The sequence below is a fragment of the Clostridium sp. OM05-9 genome, from assembly GCF_003481465.1.
Classification (GTDB): Bacteria; Bacillota; Clostridia; order Lachnospirales; family Lachnospiraceae; genus Coprococcus; species Coprococcus ammoniilyticus.
Map to the genome: position 1 here is coordinate 45,412 of NZ_QULF01000008.1, position 16,954 is coordinate 62,365.

11 protein-coding genes, 1 pseudogene and 1 riboswitch are annotated in these 16,954 nt (G+C 41.9%); of the genes and pseudogenes, 2 read left to right on the top strand and 10 right to left on the bottom strand.

Annotated elements, in window-relative coordinates; genetic code table 11:
* The first annotated feature begins 88 nt into the window (after window positions 1-88).
* Entirely contained in the window at window positions 89-1,447 is a 1,359-nt protein-coding gene (locus DXB77_RS12625) for a citrate synthase (protein ID WP_118615205.1), read from the top strand.
* Between the two features lie 613 nt (window positions 1,448-2,060).
* On the opposite strand, the gene DXB77_RS12630 is transcribed toward DXB77_RS12625, so the two are convergent.
* The 5 genes and pseudogenes from DXB77_RS12630 to DXB77_RS12655 all read right to left on the bottom strand — a co-directional run bounded on the left by DXB77_RS12630 (window position 2,061) and on the right by DXB77_RS12655 (window position 9,637).
* Window positions 2,061-3,023 carry a beta-ketoacyl-ACP synthase III gene (locus tag DXB77_RS12630; protein WP_008401620.1) on the bottom strand — a complete coding sequence of 321 codons (963 nt, stop codon included), beginning with the start codon at window positions 3,021-3,023 and terminating at the stop codon, window positions 2,061-2,063.
* A gap of 157 nt (window positions 3,024-3,180) precedes the next feature.
* Window positions 3,181-4,536 (bottom strand): ATP-binding protein, encoded by a 1,356-nt coding sequence (locus DXB77_RS12635; protein WP_118663510.1) that lies wholly within the window; start codon window positions 4,534-4,536, stop codon window positions 3,181-3,183.
* Between the two features lie 364 nt (window positions 4,537-4,900).
* The gene (locus DXB77_RS12645) at window positions 4,901-5,341 is read right to left on the bottom strand and encodes an Hsp20/alpha crystallin family protein (protein ID WP_118482811.1); all 441 of its coding nucleotides are present in this window, start codon (window positions 5,339-5,341) and stop codon (window positions 4,901-4,903) included.
* Window positions 5,342-5,555: 214 nt separating this feature from the next.
* Window positions 5,556-6,582, bottom strand: a pseudogene (locus tag DXB77_RS12650) (MFS transporter).
* A 16-nt stretch (window positions 6,583-6,598) separates the two neighbouring features.
* Window positions 6,599-9,637 carry a glycoside hydrolase family 2 TIM barrel-domain containing protein gene (locus DXB77_RS12655; protein WP_118663512.1) on the bottom strand — a complete coding sequence of 1,013 codons (3,039 nt, stop codon included), beginning with the start codon at window positions 9,635-9,637 and terminating at the stop codon, window positions 6,599-6,601.
* Window positions 9,638-9,856: 219 nt separating this feature from the next.
* Here DXB77_RS12655 and DXB77_RS12660 point away from each other — a divergent pair, with 219 nt between their 5' ends.
* On the top strand, window positions 9,857-10,723 hold the full coding sequence (locus DXB77_RS12660; RefSeq protein ID WP_118663514.1) for an AraC family transcriptional regulator: 867 nt from the start codon (window positions 9,857-9,859) through the stop codon (window positions 10,721-10,723).
* Window positions 10,724-10,765: 42 nt separating this feature from the next.
* Window positions 10,766-10,841: riboswitch (cyclic di-GMP riboswitch) on the bottom strand.
* A gap of 32 nt (window positions 10,842-10,873) precedes the next feature.
* On the opposite strand, the gene DXB77_RS12665 is transcribed toward DXB77_RS12660, so the two are convergent.
* The 5 genes from DXB77_RS12665 to DXB77_RS12685 are packed head-to-tail and all read right to left on the bottom strand — an operon-like array spanning window position 10,874 to window position 16,917.
* The gene (locus DXB77_RS12665) at window positions 10,874-11,764 is read right to left on the bottom strand and encodes an ABC transporter permease (RefSeq protein WP_118663516.1); all 891 of its coding nucleotides are present in this window, start codon (window positions 11,762-11,764) and stop codon (window positions 10,874-10,876) included.
* Window positions 11,765-11,775: 11 nt separating this feature from the next.
* Window positions 11,776-12,795 carry a hypothetical protein gene (locus tag DXB77_RS12670; RefSeq protein WP_118615184.1) on the bottom strand — a complete coding sequence of 340 codons (1,020 nt, stop codon included), beginning with the start codon at window positions 12,793-12,795 and terminating at the stop codon, window positions 11,776-11,778.
* A 30-nt stretch (window positions 12,796-12,825) separates the two neighbouring features.
* Window positions 12,826-13,683 carry a carbohydrate ABC transporter permease gene (locus DXB77_RS12675; RefSeq protein WP_118482820.1) on the bottom strand — a complete coding sequence of 286 codons (858 nt, stop codon included), beginning with the start codon at window positions 13,681-13,683 and terminating at the stop codon, window positions 12,826-12,828.
* On the bottom strand, window positions 13,680-14,603 hold the full coding sequence (locus tag DXB77_RS12680) for a sugar ABC transporter permease (RefSeq protein ID WP_118482822.1): 924 nt from the start codon (window positions 14,601-14,603) through the stop codon (window positions 13,680-13,682). The genes DXB77_RS12675 and DXB77_RS12680 overlap by 4 nt, the downstream gene beginning before the upstream one ends.
* 31 nt (window positions 14,604-14,634) lie before the next feature.
* Window positions 14,635-16,917, bottom strand: coding sequence for an ABC transporter substrate-binding protein (locus DXB77_RS12685; RefSeq protein WP_182427532.1), 2,283 nt, complete (start codon window positions 16,915-16,917; stop codon window positions 14,635-14,637).
* Window positions 16,918-16,954: the final 37 nt, after the last annotated feature.

Consider the following 16,954-nt stretch of genomic DNA (forward strand, 5'->3'; position numbering starts at 1 on the left):
TGCCATGCTACAATTATTTCATTGCATTCTCTATAAAAAAATGCGATAATGACTTTTAGTATTATCCTATTCACAGGAGGAAATTGAAATGTCAATTAATAATATCGGCCCTTTCACAAAGAGCCATCTGGATATGTGTATCAAAAACAACAGCATTGATGATGCCTTATATGAAAAATATGGTGTAAAACGTAGTCTCCGTGATTTAAATGGTATCGGTATCAATGCCGGAATCACGAATGTCTCTCTTAGTAAATCATTTACAACAGATGAAAAAGGCAATCGTGTTCCATGTGCCGGAGAGCTCTACTATCGTGGCTACGAAATTCATGATCTGATCAAAGGATTTTTCCTGGATAATCGTTTTGGTTTTGAGGAATGTACATATCTCCTGTTATTCGGTATTTTGCCGGATGAAAAGGAGCTTCAGAACTTCAAGCAGGTTTTAAATATCAGTTATGATCTGCCGCATCATTTCATTCAGGATGTGATCATGAAGAGTCCGACTGCCGATATTATTGCAAATATGACAAAGAGTACACTGGCTCTTGGTTCATACGATAAAAAGATGGGTGACAACTCTCTGGAAAATGTATTACAGCAGTGTATCCAGTTGATCAGTATGTTCCCTCGTCTGGCTGTTTATTCCTATCAGGGATACCGCCATTACGAGCTTGGCAAGAGTTGTTATATCCATAAGCCGCTTCCTGAATTGTCATTTGCCGAAAATATATTAAGTACCCTACGTTCCAATCGGAAATACACCCGTCTGGAAGCCCGTGTACTGGATCTGGCACTGGTACTTCATATGGAACACGGTGGCGGAAGCAACTCAACCTTTACAACGCGTGTTGTAACCTCTTCCGGTTCCGATACATATGCAACAATGGCTGCTGCCCTCTGTTCCTTAAAGGGACCTTTAAACGGTGGCGGTGACTATCAGGTTATGGGTATGATGAAAAATATCCGTGACAATGTATCAGATATCACAGATGAGGAAGAAGTTGGCGAGTATATCCGTAAGATTGTCAACCGGGAAGCATATGACAAAACCGGTATCGTATATGGTATGGGGCATCCATTCTATTCCATATCCGATCCCCGTGCTCTGGAATTCAAAAAATATGTAAAGCTTCTGGCAGCCGAAAAGGGTATGGACGAAGAATATGCCCTTTATGAGATGATCGAGCGCATTGCACCTAAGATTATTGCCGAAGAACGTAAGATTTACAAAGGTGTTTGTATCAATATTGATTATTACAGCGGACTTCTCTACAAAATGTTAAAGATTCCTGCTGAGATGTTTACCCCGTTATTTGCAATTGCACGAGTAGTCGGCTGGAGCGCACACCGTATGGAAGAGCTTGTTAATTCCTACAAGATCATCCGTCCTGCCTACACCAGCATTGCAGAGATCAAAGAGTATGTTCCTATCAACGAACGATAATATAAAAGAGACTGTAGCAGCTTACAGCTAATCAGTCCTGTCCAGGTGACTTTGAAACGAAATGGAAAATAGCATTACATATTATTCCGCAAGGCGTTTGCACTCTATTCTCACGTAGCAGTCCTAAATTCCCCACCTAACGGTGGCTCATTAACGACTGACGTGAGAAAAGGCTTGCTACATAACAGTAATGCTATTTTCCATTTCTGCTTAATCTGGCATTATCTGGACAGGACTTTATTAATTGTATGCTGCTACAGCCTTTTCTCTCTGTCGTTCATCTATCTCGATCCTATATTGTTATGAAGCAAACCTTTCCGAACGCCGGTACTTAGGTTGCGTCTTTTGCAACCTTATGTACCGCTGCACTGAGGAATGTAACGAAAAACGGCGGTCACCTATGCGATACCAGATTCGCCCTTGTCTCAAGACATCAGCAAGGATTCCGTTATGAATTGCATATACCAGCAAATATGAGTGCTTGTCTGAGCCGTCGGGCGAATTGGCACGAGAACATTTGCGAATCGGGTATATGCAGTTTATAGGAACCGCAGGGAGTCTTGGCACAAGGTCGAATCTGGTATCGCACAGGTGACCGTCGTTTAGACATTTTCTACCACTCAAGTACGATCGCACCATAGGTTAAGCCGGCGCCAAATGCTGACATTGCAACCTTGTCGCCACGTTTTAAGCCGCCATCACGCACCAGACTGTCGAGCATGACAGGTACACTGGCAGCACTCATATTTCCGGTATATCCGAGTGTCATCGGGAACTTCTCGATCGGCGCTTTTAACCGCTTTGCTACTGATTCGATGATACGGACATTTGCCTGATGAAGAACGAAATAATCAATATCATCGGCTGTCATATCTGCCTTTTCCAGTGCCTCGAGCAAGCACTTCGGGCACTGTCTGACTGCGAATTTGTATACTTCCTGTCCATCCATATGCAGATAATCATGTTCGATCCCAGCTTCCGTAAATATATTGTGAGTACGTCTGCTCTCGCAGTTCAGAACCATTCCCTTCTTACCGATCGATCCCTGTACTACACTGATAATTCCCTTGTCGGATTCTTCCAGATACGCTGCACCTGCTCCATCTCCAAACAACACGCAGGTTCCACGATCGTTCCAGTCGAGGATCTTGGATAATGTCTCCGCACCAATTACCAGTGCATTCTTAACAAAGCCTGTCTCGATGTACATTTTTGCCACATTAAGTGCAAATACAAATCCTGAACATGCGGCATTTACATCAAATGCAATGGCATTGTCTGCACCAAGTTCCGCCTGAACCTGACATGCGGCACTCGGTGTATAATAATCCGGTGTTACTGTTGCAAGCACGATCAGTTCTACATCGATTGCTTCTTTTCCTGCCATCTCCAAGGCTTTCTTTGCAGCCTCTGCTGCCATTCCTGCAGTTGTCTCATGTACCGCGATTCTTCTATTCTTAATTCCGGTACGACTGGAGATCCACTCGTCCGAAGTGTCTACATATTTCTCGAGGTCTGTATTTGACACATTTTTTTCCGGTAAAAAGCTTCCGGTTCCCATTATTCTTATTGGCATAGGTTTTCCCCTTTGTATTTTTTTATTGTTATATATCCCTCATTTTAGGCTTGTTTTCATTCGGTCTATATATCTTCCTGCATTGTTTAATCCCACTTAGTATAACATAACATACCAATTCCAGCAATTCCCTGCAAAGAATCTATGTGCATTCCTTTTATAAGTCGCTTAGGTCTATTTCATATATCATCTGATCTGGCTCTTTTTCCTGATGAAAAAAGATGACCATATACCAGGGCAGATATGTGATCCCATTCTCTGACTCTATATTTCCTTTTGAAAAGACAACCGACTCTTTAAATTTCCAGTTCTCAACCTGTAATGCACGATCCAACGCTTTATGTTTATGGTAATCATTTCCAGATTTTACTTCTACAAGCTCAACCGACAACCCTTTCTGTATCACAAAATCCAATTCGCCGATCTTCTTTGAATCATAATAATTCAGATCAAAGCCACCGGCACGGAGGTTTTGAGCAAACGCATTTTCAAGAATACTTCCCATGTTAATCTCTACATTGCCCATTAAAAGATCAAATTGAATATTTTCCATACATGCCGCACATAACAATCCCACATCATTCATATATAATTTAAACAGATTCCGCTTCTCACTCAGATGCAATGGCGGCTGTGGTTCTGTTACATTGTAACAGGCTAATGCTACCCCTGCATCTGTCAGCCAGTTAAAGCAGTCCTCATACCGTAACATTCTGGCATCAGGACGGATACTGTTAAGCTTAAATCTGCGGTTCTTTTCATTCAACTGGGATGGAATACTGTCAAAGATAGCTTTAATCTTTACCTTTTCATTTTCGGAAGCATATTTTGCAATATCCAGACAATACAAATCCAGAATACTTCTCTGATTCATAACAACCTTTGCAACATCATGTGTGTCTACATAAATCTGCACATTTTCAGGCATGCCACCCACTACAAGATAACTATAAAAGAGCTTGCTTAATGTTTCATGAACCGTATCCGAAACCCTTGAAGCATTATCATAACATTCTTTTAAATAATCAAATGTTGACTGCTGTATTCCATTTGCCCACATATATTCCTCAAAATCAAGCGGATACATAGGCAATATCTGTTCAAATCCAACCGGATACGAACTGATTTCTTTATAACGCACTCCCAGTAATGAACCAGATTCTATATAATCAAATCTTCCATCCTCAACAAGAAATTTTATCGCAGCTCTGACCTGCGGGCATTCCTGCACTTCATCAAATAAAATCAACGTTTTTCCCGGCTCAAGACTTTTGTGCAAATACGCAGTTATATTTGTAATAATTTCATCAGCAACCAGTTTTCCCTCAAATATTCTGGAAGCATTTTTGTCCGTTACGAAATTTATCTCTGCAAAATGTTCATATTCTCTTGCTCCAAATTCCCGGATAAGTGTTGTCTTTCCAATCTGTCTGGCTCCTATTATACATACTGCCTTTCCTTTTGATTCATTCTTCCACTTTAAAAGCTCCTGATATGCCTTTCTTCTTAACATTTTTCCACCTCCCATATATACCGTCTATAATCAATAGTAACATTTTTCTCAAATTTTTCAAGCCCGCCTGTAACATTTTTCCACGTTTTTCTCCTTATTTTATAACATTTTTCCACATTTTTTACTGTCTGTCTGTAACATTTTTCCTGTTTTAAGGAAACAACTTGTTTTGATATGTTCCGGCTCCTGCAACGATTGCTTACGATGTCTTTCCTGTATGCTGCAAAAACTAAAAAGGGCTGCTGCCCTACGAATGATTCTTCGTAAAGCAACAGCCCCATTTATGATTATTCATATCTGACATTTCTATCAGAAGGAGACAAAATGATTTACTTTAATAATTTTCATACAGGAAGTGAAAGAATTATCCTTCAATTGAGATATATTTGCTTTCCTCAACCTTTGGCTTCTCTTCTTTCTTTGGTACGCTGATCTTTAAAACACCATCTTCAAATTTTGCCTTGATGTCTTCCTTTTCAACTGCCTTACCAACATAGAAGCTACGGCTGCAAGAACCACAATATCTTTCACGGCGGACATATTTGCCTTTCTTGTCCTGATCGCCTGTTTCTTTCTTCGTTGTACCTGTGATGGTCAGGTAACCATCCTTCAACTCTGCCTTTACATCTTCTTTCTTGTAACCGGGCATATCAATATCCAGTTCAAATGAACCTTCGGTCTCTTTTACATCTGTCTTCATAATATTAGCAGGCTGTGTATAACCTGTTGTCACTTTATAAGGACGTGCAAAATCATCAAAAAAATCATCAAATAAATTTTCTCCAAAAATACTAGGCATCAACATAAGTCATTCCTCCATTCAAATACATACATTTTATTCTTTTGTGTGCTGACCATTGTCAGAACACGTAATTGTTATTTTTCCGGAACTCCGGAACCTCCATCAGTCTCTATCTGATGTCCTCTCCTTCGTTCTGATTATGTTATACCACTTGTATTAGCACTCGTCAATAGAGAGTGCTAATAGTTTTTGTGAAAAATCTGTGAAGTCTTGTAGATTATTCTCCTGCACACATTCCCCGCTCTGCCTTAAGCTTTTCATTTGCCGCTTCCACATTCATTCTGGAAAGTATAAGCAGGATTAGTATATCAAATATCAACGGCAGCCACAGATACATGAACTGCATCATATCAAGAGCCGACTGTGGCTGAACCGCCATCGTTCCTTTATAACCGGACAGTTCAAGGAGCCAGCCGACAACCGCCGTTCCGATTCCTCCTCCGATCTTTACACCAAGCGAAGTACAGGAGTACATAGTTCCGTCAACCCGCTTTCCCTGTGTCAGGTAGGTATATTCGGAACAGGAAGCAATAACCGCATTCATATCTCCCTGCCAAGGTCCCTGGCCTAGCGCTGCAAGAGCTGTAAATGCCAGCATAAGCGGGATGCTTCCAATATAGCCGGCAACAACAACCAAGGCTCTGCCAATAACCGCTATGATATATCCTCTAAGGTTCAGCTTATACATGCCCTTCCATTTGCCAACCAGCGTCGGTGTAAATATCAGTGCTATAATGAGGGGAATATTTACTGCCCAGGCAAACTGCCCGAACAGATTCTTATTCTTAAGAACCCATCTGAACCCGTTCTTTGCTGTTCTTTGTGATCAGTGAGGTAAGTGCCGAATACGCAATATTATTTGCCGTGTAAAACACACCATTTAACAATGTGTATGCAATGAAAAACCATGTATACTGTGCAGCCTTACCCATACCGGCTGGAACTGCAAAACATGCAACCAGCGTGATTGCACAGCCAATATATCCATAGATCATCCATGGTCTTGCCTTTCCCAGTCTGCTGTGTGTCTTATCAATCAGGGATCCGAAAAATACATCCGTAAATCCATCAAATAATTTGGATACCGCGATCAGTGTGCCGACAATGCCTGAAGCAAGTCCGACCGTATCCGTCAGGTATACCATGACAAAGGATGTCAGAAACGCATATACCACATTTCCCGCGATATCTCCCGAACCATAACCTACTTTATTATACCATTTTAAATATTTCTTCTCTTCCATCCGTATCTCCTCCTAATTAACCCCTCACAAACGGTACCAGCGTGAAATCAAACCGGAACTCATTTTCACTGAACCTGTATTCATCCGAAACAACCGGGCCACAGCTGTTCGAACCGATTCCATTCTGTGCATGATCAATACAGAGCACCGTACTGTCGGCTTCCGTAAGCTCATAATTGTGTTTCGTCTGCGTAAGCACTTCCTGAGTGTAATAAGAGGCATTAAATGAAAATGTATGTTCTGCTGCAACAGCCATTCCATATCGTAGATTTTTCAGTTCCACATAATCACAGTCATAGTGGCTTCCATTCTCCTGCGGCATGATATAGTCCTCATGAAGCTCCTGCACAGAACTTCTGAACAAGCCGTGGCTGGCAGCCCTGTGCTTGTCGCGGTAGCTTTCCTGTGGTCCCATGCCATAATAGGCAGCCTCAGAAAGCTTCTTATCCAGAAACATTCTTATACCAAATCTTGGAAGATCCGGGAGTTCTTCATCTTTTACTGCTGTTATTCCCGCAGCAATTCTGCCTGCGCCATCTATTTTCCACATAATCTCTACATCGATCAGCTTTTGAACGGTTGGAGCTACCACACCTGCATGGCACATGATCATTACTCCGAATTTGTTCTGAAGGATCTGTTCACTATATGCTCTTGTGTATGCCTCATCATAATGAGCCTTCTCCCATTCTGCCCGGATATACATATCGTTGTCTGTAGGCGCACGCCAGATGTTAAGCTCCATTGGATGATTCAGATATTCCCTGCCTGCATACTGAAGTCCGCTGAACAAGCCGGTACGCTTATCCAGCCGATATGTAAAGTCATCACCATTTAACACGATCCATGCATCGTCTTCCTCTACCCTGATATCGGATACTGCCACATCCGAAGCCGTCCATTTGGCAGCTGTCTGGTTTCTTCCATCTTTATTCTCAAGCAGAAGTTCATCAAAGCCCAATACATGACCCGCAGAAACTAACGGAAGCTCTTTCTTTAACTGATAAGAAAGCTTCAGATATACTCTGCCTGCCGTAGGAACATCGATATCAAGCCCCACGGTACAATCACTGTGCGGAGCAGCCGAAGCACCCACTACCTTGCCCTTCTGAACACTTAAGCCATCCTGAGTTACCTCATAACAGATATCCACAAAATCCTGAATATCATCAAAATCCATATAGTTATGAAGGGTAAGCGTTCCTCTCTCCTGATCAAATGACCGAACTCTGACCGGGCGGTAGACATTTTTGTATTCGAGCAGTCCGGTATGCGGGGTTCTGTTCGGATACACAAGACCATCCATACAGAAATTACCATCATGTATCGCCTCTCCATGATCTCCGCCATAGTAATACTTCGTCTTTCCGTTTTCCGCTTGATCATGCGCAACTGCATGGTCGCACCATTCCCATACAAATCCACCGCACATGCGGTCATCACTGTGGATCATTTGGAAATAATCTTCAAAATCTCCGGGACCATTTCCCATGCTGTGGCAGTATTCAACCAGCAGAAATGGTTTGCTTCCGTCCTTTTCCAGATATTCCTCGATCTCTGACAGCGCTGGGTACATACGGCTGTACAGATCCAGATTCTCATAATTATAGGTCACATCATAATTTCTGTATCTTGCACTTTCATACTGGGTAATACGGGATGGATCATACTGCTTCGTCCATGCAAGTGCCTTTTCAAAATTGCAGCCATATGCACTTTCATTTCCCATCGACCACATCACGATACAGAAACGGTTCTTATCTCTCTCGACCATCTGCTTCACCCGGTCAAGAATAGCCGCCTCCCATTCCGGATTGTCTGCAATCTTCTCATTCCACTTTTTGAACCGGTTGTAGTCAGTATCCTCTTTGCGATATAACATATATGGGCCATGTGCTTCTATATCCGCCTCGTCGCATACCATGAAGCCATATTTGTCACACATCTGATAAAAATACGGTGCATTTGGATAATGACTGGAACGGATCGCATTGAAGTTGTGTTGTTTCATAAGGGTAAGATCCTTTTTTATCTTCTCCACATCCACTGTAAAGCCGGTTACCGGATCAGAATCGTGCCGGTTGACACCGCGGAATTTGATCTTCTGTCCATTGAAGTAAATAACTTTATCCTTTATCTCTATCGTTCTGACAGCGATATGATCAACGATCGTCTCATTTTCACTCTGCAAAATAAGTGTATACAGATATGGATTCTCGGTGTTCCAAAGTGTCGGCTGTATAATCTCAAATGTGAAAGCTCCGTCATGCTCTGCCTGTCCTTCCGCTACAACCACACCATTCCTGTCTTCGATCGTAACCTTAACCGCTGTCTCCTGATAAAAGCTCAGATCGAGCTTCACCTCAGCCTTTTCCTTTAAAACAGAGGTCGTGATGCGGTAGTCGCGAATGGCGCACTCCGGTCTTTTCAGAATATAGACATCACGAAAAATTCCACTCATCCGAAATTTATCCTGATCCTCCAGATAAGAACCATCACACCATTTCATGACAAGGACAGCAATCGTATTTTCTCCCTCTTTTAAAATGTCTGTCACATCATACTCACTGGTCATATGGGATACCTGACTGTATCCGACATATTCCCCATTTATCCACACATAGAAGCAGCTATCCACACCTTCAAAATTCAGAAATGCCTTTGCCGCATCCACATCCTTTGCATAAGAAAAGGTATGCACATAAGCTCCACACGGTATATCCTGTGGAACATATGGTGGGTCAAATGGAAATGGATAGCGGATATTTGTATACTGGTGTGTATCATATCCTGCCATCTGCCATACGCCCGGAACCTCGATCTCGTCAAATGCTCCGGTGTCATATCCCATCTCATAAAAAGCATCCTTCACATCATAAATACTTTTAAAATATTGGAATTTCCATTTTCCATTTAATAACTGTAACCGATCTGATCCTTCTCTGTGCTCGACCAGATCATCCATCCTACAGGAAGCCGGTACATAGTATGCCCTTGCAGGCTGTGTATTTTCATGTAATACATTCAAATTCTCATAATAACGTGGCACTATCATAAGTCATCCTCCCTTATATGTACTTTTTTGTTTTCGACTATTCTTATGTTTTTGATATTATTTGCAAATATTATCTTGTTATTTCGTTTTGTCTGTATTTATCATACACTTTAACAGCATTTCTGTCTATGAACCGGAATGGACAGAACATGGACAAAATGATACAATATCAATAAATCTTTTTATATTACAATCCTACAAATAAAGGAGAGCTTCATCATGTATATAAATACCGGATACCTGAATCATTCCTATCTTGATTTCAAGGACAAGCGCAGACCGCTTATTGTCGGAAGCTGCGGAACATACCGCTTAAGTGGCGACCCGAAGATGCCTACCTATCGTCCTAAGGGCAGACAGGACTACCAGATCATCTATATCGCATCCGGGCTTGGACATTTTCATTTTGATAAGGCTGAGAATGAGACGATCGTTCCTGCCGGCAATATGGTACTCTACCGCCCGAAGGAACTACAGAAATATGAATATTACGGTGCAGATAAAACAGAGGTTTACTGGATTCATTTCACCGGCTCTGATGTGAAGAATCTTCTGAGGAAATATGGATTTAAAGATAACCGGAGAGTATTCCCTGTCGGTTCCTCTCTGGAATATGAACATATATTTAAACAGATCATCCTGGAGCTGCAGCGTTGTCAGGATGATTATGAAGAAATGCTGGCTTTACTGCTAACACGCCTTTTAATCGTATTCAAACGGGAGCTGTCACGCGAACATATCCTGAAAAATGAATATCTGGATCGTGAAATGGACTATGCAGTTTCCTACTTTAATGGAAACTATAATAAAGACATCAGCATAGAACAATATGCCGAATCAAGAGGAATGAGCGTGAGCTGGTTCATACGGAATTTCAAGAAATACACAGGCATGACCCCGATGCAGTTCATCGTATCCCGTCGGATCAACAACGCCCAGCTTCTCTTAGAACAGACGAACTATTCTATAAATGAAATAGCCAAGGTCGTAGGATATGATGACCAGTTATATTTCAGCCGGCTGTTCCGGAAACAGAAGGGCTTCTCCCCCTCTCAATATCGGAAAAGAGGCGCGCATACAGTATAAAAGAAAAAACATTGCCCAGTTCCAGCAATGTTCGTTTAGTAAAAATGCAACTGGCTGCCATTTTACAGGCCCTATAGCTCTGCGTCACATCCTTTAGAATGCTTTGCCAAATATCATATATGCTTTATATTAATATCGGATATAAAAAAGTCAATAAATACATGAGAATTTTATACGCTTTGTGTGTTTCCCGTATTTTATACATAATCTAGTCGTCACACACCAGCCTGCTAATAAAATAACGGATATAACGCTGCGCCATCTGTACAGGTTCAACTGCTGCCTCTGCCTATAATAAAATATTTCAAACACATCCTTATCAGCATATAATCTTCTCTCCGACATCTGCTTCCATTCACTGGACGACTCCGCCCAGAAATCAAAGTCTGACCACTTTGCAGGCAGATTTATATTCGGTAAAATATTCAGGTAGTCCGTTACATAGTAACAGTCCGAACTATAGCCATGGTGTTCACCGACCTCTGTGGCATACTCCCCTCTGTAGTTCTCCTCCGATATATCGATCACCAGACCACTTATTTCTCTATGCTCAACAAGCTCCCAGTCTTCTCCACGTTCCTGACCTGCCTGAATCAATATAAAGTTATCCTCTGAATCCGTTACTGACCGCACAACATGATCAACACCTTGGACTGTCACCGTATACCCTGTAGCATAAATACTTCCGAACAAATGATATGCCAGCCCGCTGCTTATAATACATCCGCCCATATCATTTTCTGCCAGTCTTCCACTTATACCGAGCATATCCTCCACGTCAAAATCTACAGTTACTATATCTGCCGTGATCTGCTTATATACGCCATTACCTGTTACCGATACATCCCTGTCAATAAGATATGTGCCTTTTATATAGTCTTCATTTTTCATTTTGTTATATGTGACCTGTCCTGTCGTAAGATACGCATAATTTCTGTCATTATCATAAGTTCCGCTGATATATTCCGCATGTATGATATTCCACACCGCCATACCTGATAATAAAGCAGCTCCCAGTATACCAATCACAAATCGTTTCATCGTCAACCCCTCTATTTCTCCCGAACCGTATCCCCTGCTTCGATCTTCTTGTCCGAACTGGCTATGATCCTGTCGTCGCCTGTCAGGGAACTTTTCTTAATTCCTACTTCATAATTATTTGTATCTCCTACCGTCACATATACTTTTGCAGCCACAAGCTCTGTTCCAAGGATCGTATCCTTTGATCTCTCTACAAGCACATACGAACCTACAACATCTGCATATATCGCGGACACCGGAACGATAAAATCATATTTCTCAGACTGATGGGAGATATCTGCCAGAACACTGTCTCCTACATTTACCAGTTCACCGGATATAACCGTCTCCACGATATACCCCTGCTCATTTGTGGTATCACTGTATACTGCCGTTACTTCCGTATTCACACTGGTATCATTTATATGAAGAATAACTTTATCTCCTTTTTCTATATAACGCTTCTGCTCACTCGTTACCGGGATTCGTACTGTATATTCATCCGAGCTCTCCATAACCACAAATGCTGCCTCCTCTGTGGTTCTGCTTCCTACATCCACCCGAACCTCTGATATAAGCCCCTCCACCTCGGAATATATGACACCCTCATTTGTGGTCAGCTTTTCCAGATAATTCAGCTGTCTGTCCACATCCGCAATATTCTCTTCCACTAACGCTCTCTCATCTCCCCATGCGTACACATATTGTTCCTTCAGATTCTTCCGCTCAAGTTTTTTCGTCAGATATATGGATGAAAGCTCTCCTGTCCCGATCTTCATAAGCCTGTCTCCTTTCTTTACATAACTTCCCGTATGCACATATATTGCCTGAACCATGAGATCAGGATAACTGTATACAGGAGCCCTGCTGTCGCCCTCGATCATCACATCCTGTACGACATCCCTTGATATACTGCCGGATGATGCATACATAATCTCTACCTTGGGCGTCAAGGTGCTGCTTGCAAATCTTGACATAACAGTTCCTGCAACAACGATTACCAGAAATATTATTATAATTCTTACGATCCTAAATCCTTTTTTCCGTTTCATATCATTTTCTCCCTGTAAATTACCCTGCTATTAGTCATCCGCAGATCCTATGGATATGCCCTCTGCCAGAATATCTTTTCCGATATAAAATATGATAAGAGAAGGAATACAGCTGAACAGAGCAAATGCAAATGCTTTTCCTGCACTTCCCCCAGTCACATCCGGCAGATATACCGATAATGGCAACAGATATTTGTCCTTTAAAAATACCACCGGCTGCTCCACGATATTCCAGTACTCAAGAAATCCCAGTATCACTGCTGCAAGAATCCCTCTTTTTGCTATCGGAACCGCCATATAGATAAAGACCTTAAAGCCACCCGCTCCATCCAGTCTGGCAGCCTCTATCACCGAATCAGGAACCTGTTCAAATGCACTGTACATAATAAATATAGGGAATGTAGAGAACACAAATGGCAGTATGACCGCCCAATGTGTATTTATCATATTCAACCTGTTCAACACCAGATACTGGGATAACATCGTCACCTGAAATGGCAGGATCATACAGAACACATATAACCCATATATAATCTTCGACAGCCTGTTCCGGCTTCTGGCAAGCCCCCACGCCGCAGGAACAGCAAACACAAGCTGTCCGATAAGTATAACGCCCACGATCTTCACAGAATTCCAGAAAAGCACATAGTATTCCGGTGTATCAAACAACAGCTCGATTATATTCTTAAATGTCGGATATAAAGGAATGAAATGCCAGGAAGCATAACCTGAACCTCCGCTTATAACAGGAGCTGCGATCTGTTCAAGCTCCGATTCTCCCATAAATGCTCCGCCGATCAGAAACACCAATGGCAGAACGGACAATGCTGCGCCCATAAGCACGAAAAACTTTATGGACAAATGTACGCCCTTTGAAACCCATCTCATCTGCACCCTTCCCCTCTTTCTTGTTGCTTTGGTTTTCTTAATAAGAATCCCCTACGGATTTTTAACTTCACACCATACCAGTCTGTAAGACATATACACTTTATAATCAATATCACACCAAAGAACACCAGCGCAGTCAGAACCGCTCCTGCTGTCAGCTTACTGATCTCCAGCTTCTCAAACCAGTTATTAAATATATGCTGAATCTGATATATCATCATATCTGGATATCCTCCTGCCATAAGATACTGTTCACGAAAAATCTTCAGCGAATTTACAACCGACAGCATAGCCACGATAAAAAACGGTCTCCTGATATTTGGAAGCGTGATCTTCCAGATCTGTGTAAATCTGCCAGCTCCATCAACTTTTGCCGCGTCATATATCTCCACCGGAATTACAGACAAACCCGACAGCCAGATCAACATGTTATATCCAATATTTTTAAATATAAATGTGCATACAAACAGCCAGAAAACTGCCCTGCCGGAAAAGAAGCTTACCGGTTCGCCAAGTCCCCACCTTATGATCATATTATTCACCACGCCCTGATCATCAAATAATATACGCCATACTACAGTGAGGGAATTTGACGGAATCGCCATCGGGATAAGAAATGCAAATTTCATAATATTACTTTTCATTCCATGAACCTCTATAGCCACTACCAGCGAGATAACGATCAGCAAAGGTACACTCACAAGTTCAAAACGTATAGAGTTGCCTGCCGCCAGCCGGAATGCATCATTCTCCATAACCAGAGCATAATTTTGCAGACCGGCAAAGCTTCCCGTTCCTGATTTCTGAAACGATGATATAAATACATCCACAAGCGGTATGATCACGAAGATCATAATACCCACAAATCCCGGTATGATAAATTCAGACGTTCCATTCATTTCTTTTCTATCTATCTTCATGATTATAAAACGCCTCCCTGACCATCCATTTCTATTCTTTCAGATATACATTTAACAATTTATCAATTATATTCAAAGTATCCTCAAGGCTCGCATTTCCTTCCAGATAATCAGTCGCATTTTCCCTTATCATGCTGCGAATTCTTACATCCGGATTTGAAGGCACACAGAGTCTGCTCAACTTATCTATATAATCTTCCAGATACTCGTCCGTCCGCCAATATGTCCAGTTCAGATAATTATTCCCGCCGACTTCAATAGCACCTCCCGGCGTTCCCATACTGAGAGCATCCTCATTCCATGCCCGCACGCCATCCATATTTACCGGATTTCCACATTCTGTTCCATAATACTTTTTCTGTACCTCTGCGCTGAATAACGCTTTTACGAACTCAACCGCACTATCCCTGTTCTCCTTTTTGCTATTGACCGCAAGGATTGTATTTGGCACATATATCATTCCCTCATCCGTACCCCACGGTTCATAGTCATAATCACGGTTTGCCGTGTTATCCTCCATTCCAACCATGGAATCTTCCTTTATGCTGTAAAACAACCATGCCTCGCTCATCGTCTTCATATCCACAAATGCCAGCTTCCTGCCAGACCATTCCCGGTTAAATAACGGGCTCATATATCCTGAATAATTGTCTTTTATATTTTCCTCATAAGCTCCGAACCTTGCAGTCCAGTCATTGATCTGATCCTGCGTCGTTCTCGCCATCTCTAAGTCGTATAAAAGTCTGAGATCCTCCAGAAATTTCTTTAGCATTTCTCTGTCATAATGCTCCTCCATATCAACGATCTCCGATGCATATACAGGATACAGGGTATCAAAATAAGACTCCAAATAGTAAAATGACAGATCATTCCCATCGGCTGGTTTGTCCTGACTGTTTATATAAGCCACAAGGGATTGAACATCGGTCACATTCCTTATCTCAGCCTCCGGCCCGATAACTGCTGTAAATGTCTCCATGGCGGGTATGGCATATACTGAACCATCCTCATTCTTATATGTATAAAGTACATTCTTAAGGCAGGATGGATTCTCCTTCTGTATATCATCAAGAACCTGCGACAGATCCATAAGCACCCCTGTATTCTCATAGCTTTTTACATTCAATCCATCCATGATAATGACGTCAGGTCCTTCTCCTGCAAGAAGCTGTGTATTTAAAGAACTTATGGCATCCTTTTCTGATATTCCATTCTGGTCATCCACGCCCCATATGTACTGCACCGTGATATCCGAATGATCACTTTCATACCACGTGATCAGATTTTCGTAACTCTCTGTGTAATAAAGAGAATATACGGTAACGGTTCTGCTGTCTGAAGCTTCTTTTGTACTGTTATAAGCTGCATATGCATCGGATGATGAATATACAACGATCCTCTTATTTCCACTCTTATCACCAGTGACAGCTACAAATGTATCCGAATCCTCCACAACAAAGTCATATCTTATATCAGCACTTTTAAATGTCGTAAGCCTTGTCCCCAGCTTGTCAGAGAGCTTATATGCAAATAAACCCGTTCCAAGCATAATGTATATCTGATCAGACTTTTCATCATACTTCATGATATTGCTGCAGCTAAGTGCATCTTTTCCTTTCTCCGAAGCTGCATCTTCAAGTCCTTCCGTCAAGGTATCATCAAAAGACGTAATCGTTTCCAGCATATGACCATCCGATATATCATAGGTCTCTATATCCCGTGCTGTGAGAACAACCAGTTTATCACCAGCTACACAGATATCCGTATAGTCAGAATTTTCTATTTCGTATTTCTTCTGCCCTTCCATGGAAAAGCATTGTATCACCCCATCCGCGCAACCAATGATATATCCATCAGCCGTCAGTCTGATATTTTTTACATTTTCTTCTATATGATCTGCCAGTATCTGAACTGTATCATCAGGCATCACCTTCACGATTCTGCCCGTTATATCTCTTTTATCATCCATCCTGCTGACTGCCAAATACATGCTCCCGGCTTCATCCATATCTGCTGCCGTGATCATATCCGTTTCGTCCATAACAGAATCAAGCTTAAGTTCTTCCTGCCGGAAATCTCCATCCGGCTTTTCTCCTGTCAGCCTGATATAGCCCCCATTTTCAGCTTCTCCGATGCATACATATTCATCTTGAACCTTGCCAAATCCACAGATCTGGGTCATATCAAGCTGTGCCATCCGGTATTCCGACAAACCCGCCTCTGTCTCTGTAGATTCTGTTATCTTATGGTCCCCACAACCCCAGCATAACATCATGCCAATAAGCATTATTAAATAAAACCCGATACGTTTCATGTCTACCTCCCTTATTACAAATACTTTTACAATCATT

What these genes read in the sequence shown, in the direction of transcription:
- DXB77_RS12670 (WP_118615184.1), bottom strand. Translation starts at nt 12,795, where the DNA reads ATGAAACGGAAAAAAGGATTTAGGATCGTAAGAATTATAATAATATTT.
- DXB77_RS12645 (WP_118482811.1), bottom strand. Translation starts at nt 5,341, where the DNA reads ATGTTGATGCCTAGTATTTTTGGAGAAAATTTATTTGATGATTTTTTT.
- DXB77_RS12665 (WP_118663516.1), bottom strand. Translation starts at nt 11,764, where the DNA reads ATGAAACGATTTGTGATTGGTATACTGGGAGCTGCTTTATTATCAGGT.
- DXB77_RS12675 (WP_118482820.1), bottom strand. Translation starts at nt 13,683, where the DNA reads ATGAGATGGGTTTCAAAGGGCGTACATTTGTCCATAAAGTTTTTCGTG.
- DXB77_RS12660 (WP_118663514.1), top strand. Translation starts at nt 9,857, where the DNA reads ATGTATATAAATACCGGATACCTGAATCATTCCTATCTTGATTTCAAG.
- DXB77_RS12630 (WP_008401620.1), bottom strand. Translation starts at nt 3,023, where the DNA reads ATGCCAATAAGAATAATGGGAACCGGAAGCTTTTTACCGGAAAAAAAT.
- DXB77_RS12635 (WP_118663510.1), bottom strand. Translation starts at nt 4,536, where the DNA reads ATGTTAAGAAGAAAGGCATATCAGGAGCTTTTAAAGTGGAAGAATGAA.
- DXB77_RS12625 (WP_118615205.1), top strand. Translation starts at nt 89, where the DNA reads ATGTCAATTAATAATATCGGCCCTTTCACAAAGAGCCATCTGGATATG.
- DXB77_RS12685 (WP_182427532.1), bottom strand. Translation starts at nt 16,917, where the DNA reads ATGAAACGTATCGGGTTTTATTTAATAATGCTTATTGGCATGATGTTA.
- DXB77_RS12655 (WP_118663512.1), bottom strand. Translation starts at nt 9,637, where the DNA reads ATGATAGTGCCACGTTATTATGAGAATTTGAATGTATTACATGAAAAT.
- DXB77_RS12680 (WP_118482822.1), bottom strand. Translation starts at nt 14,603, where the DNA reads ATGAAGATAGATAGAAAAGAAATGAATGGAACGTCTGAATTTATCATA.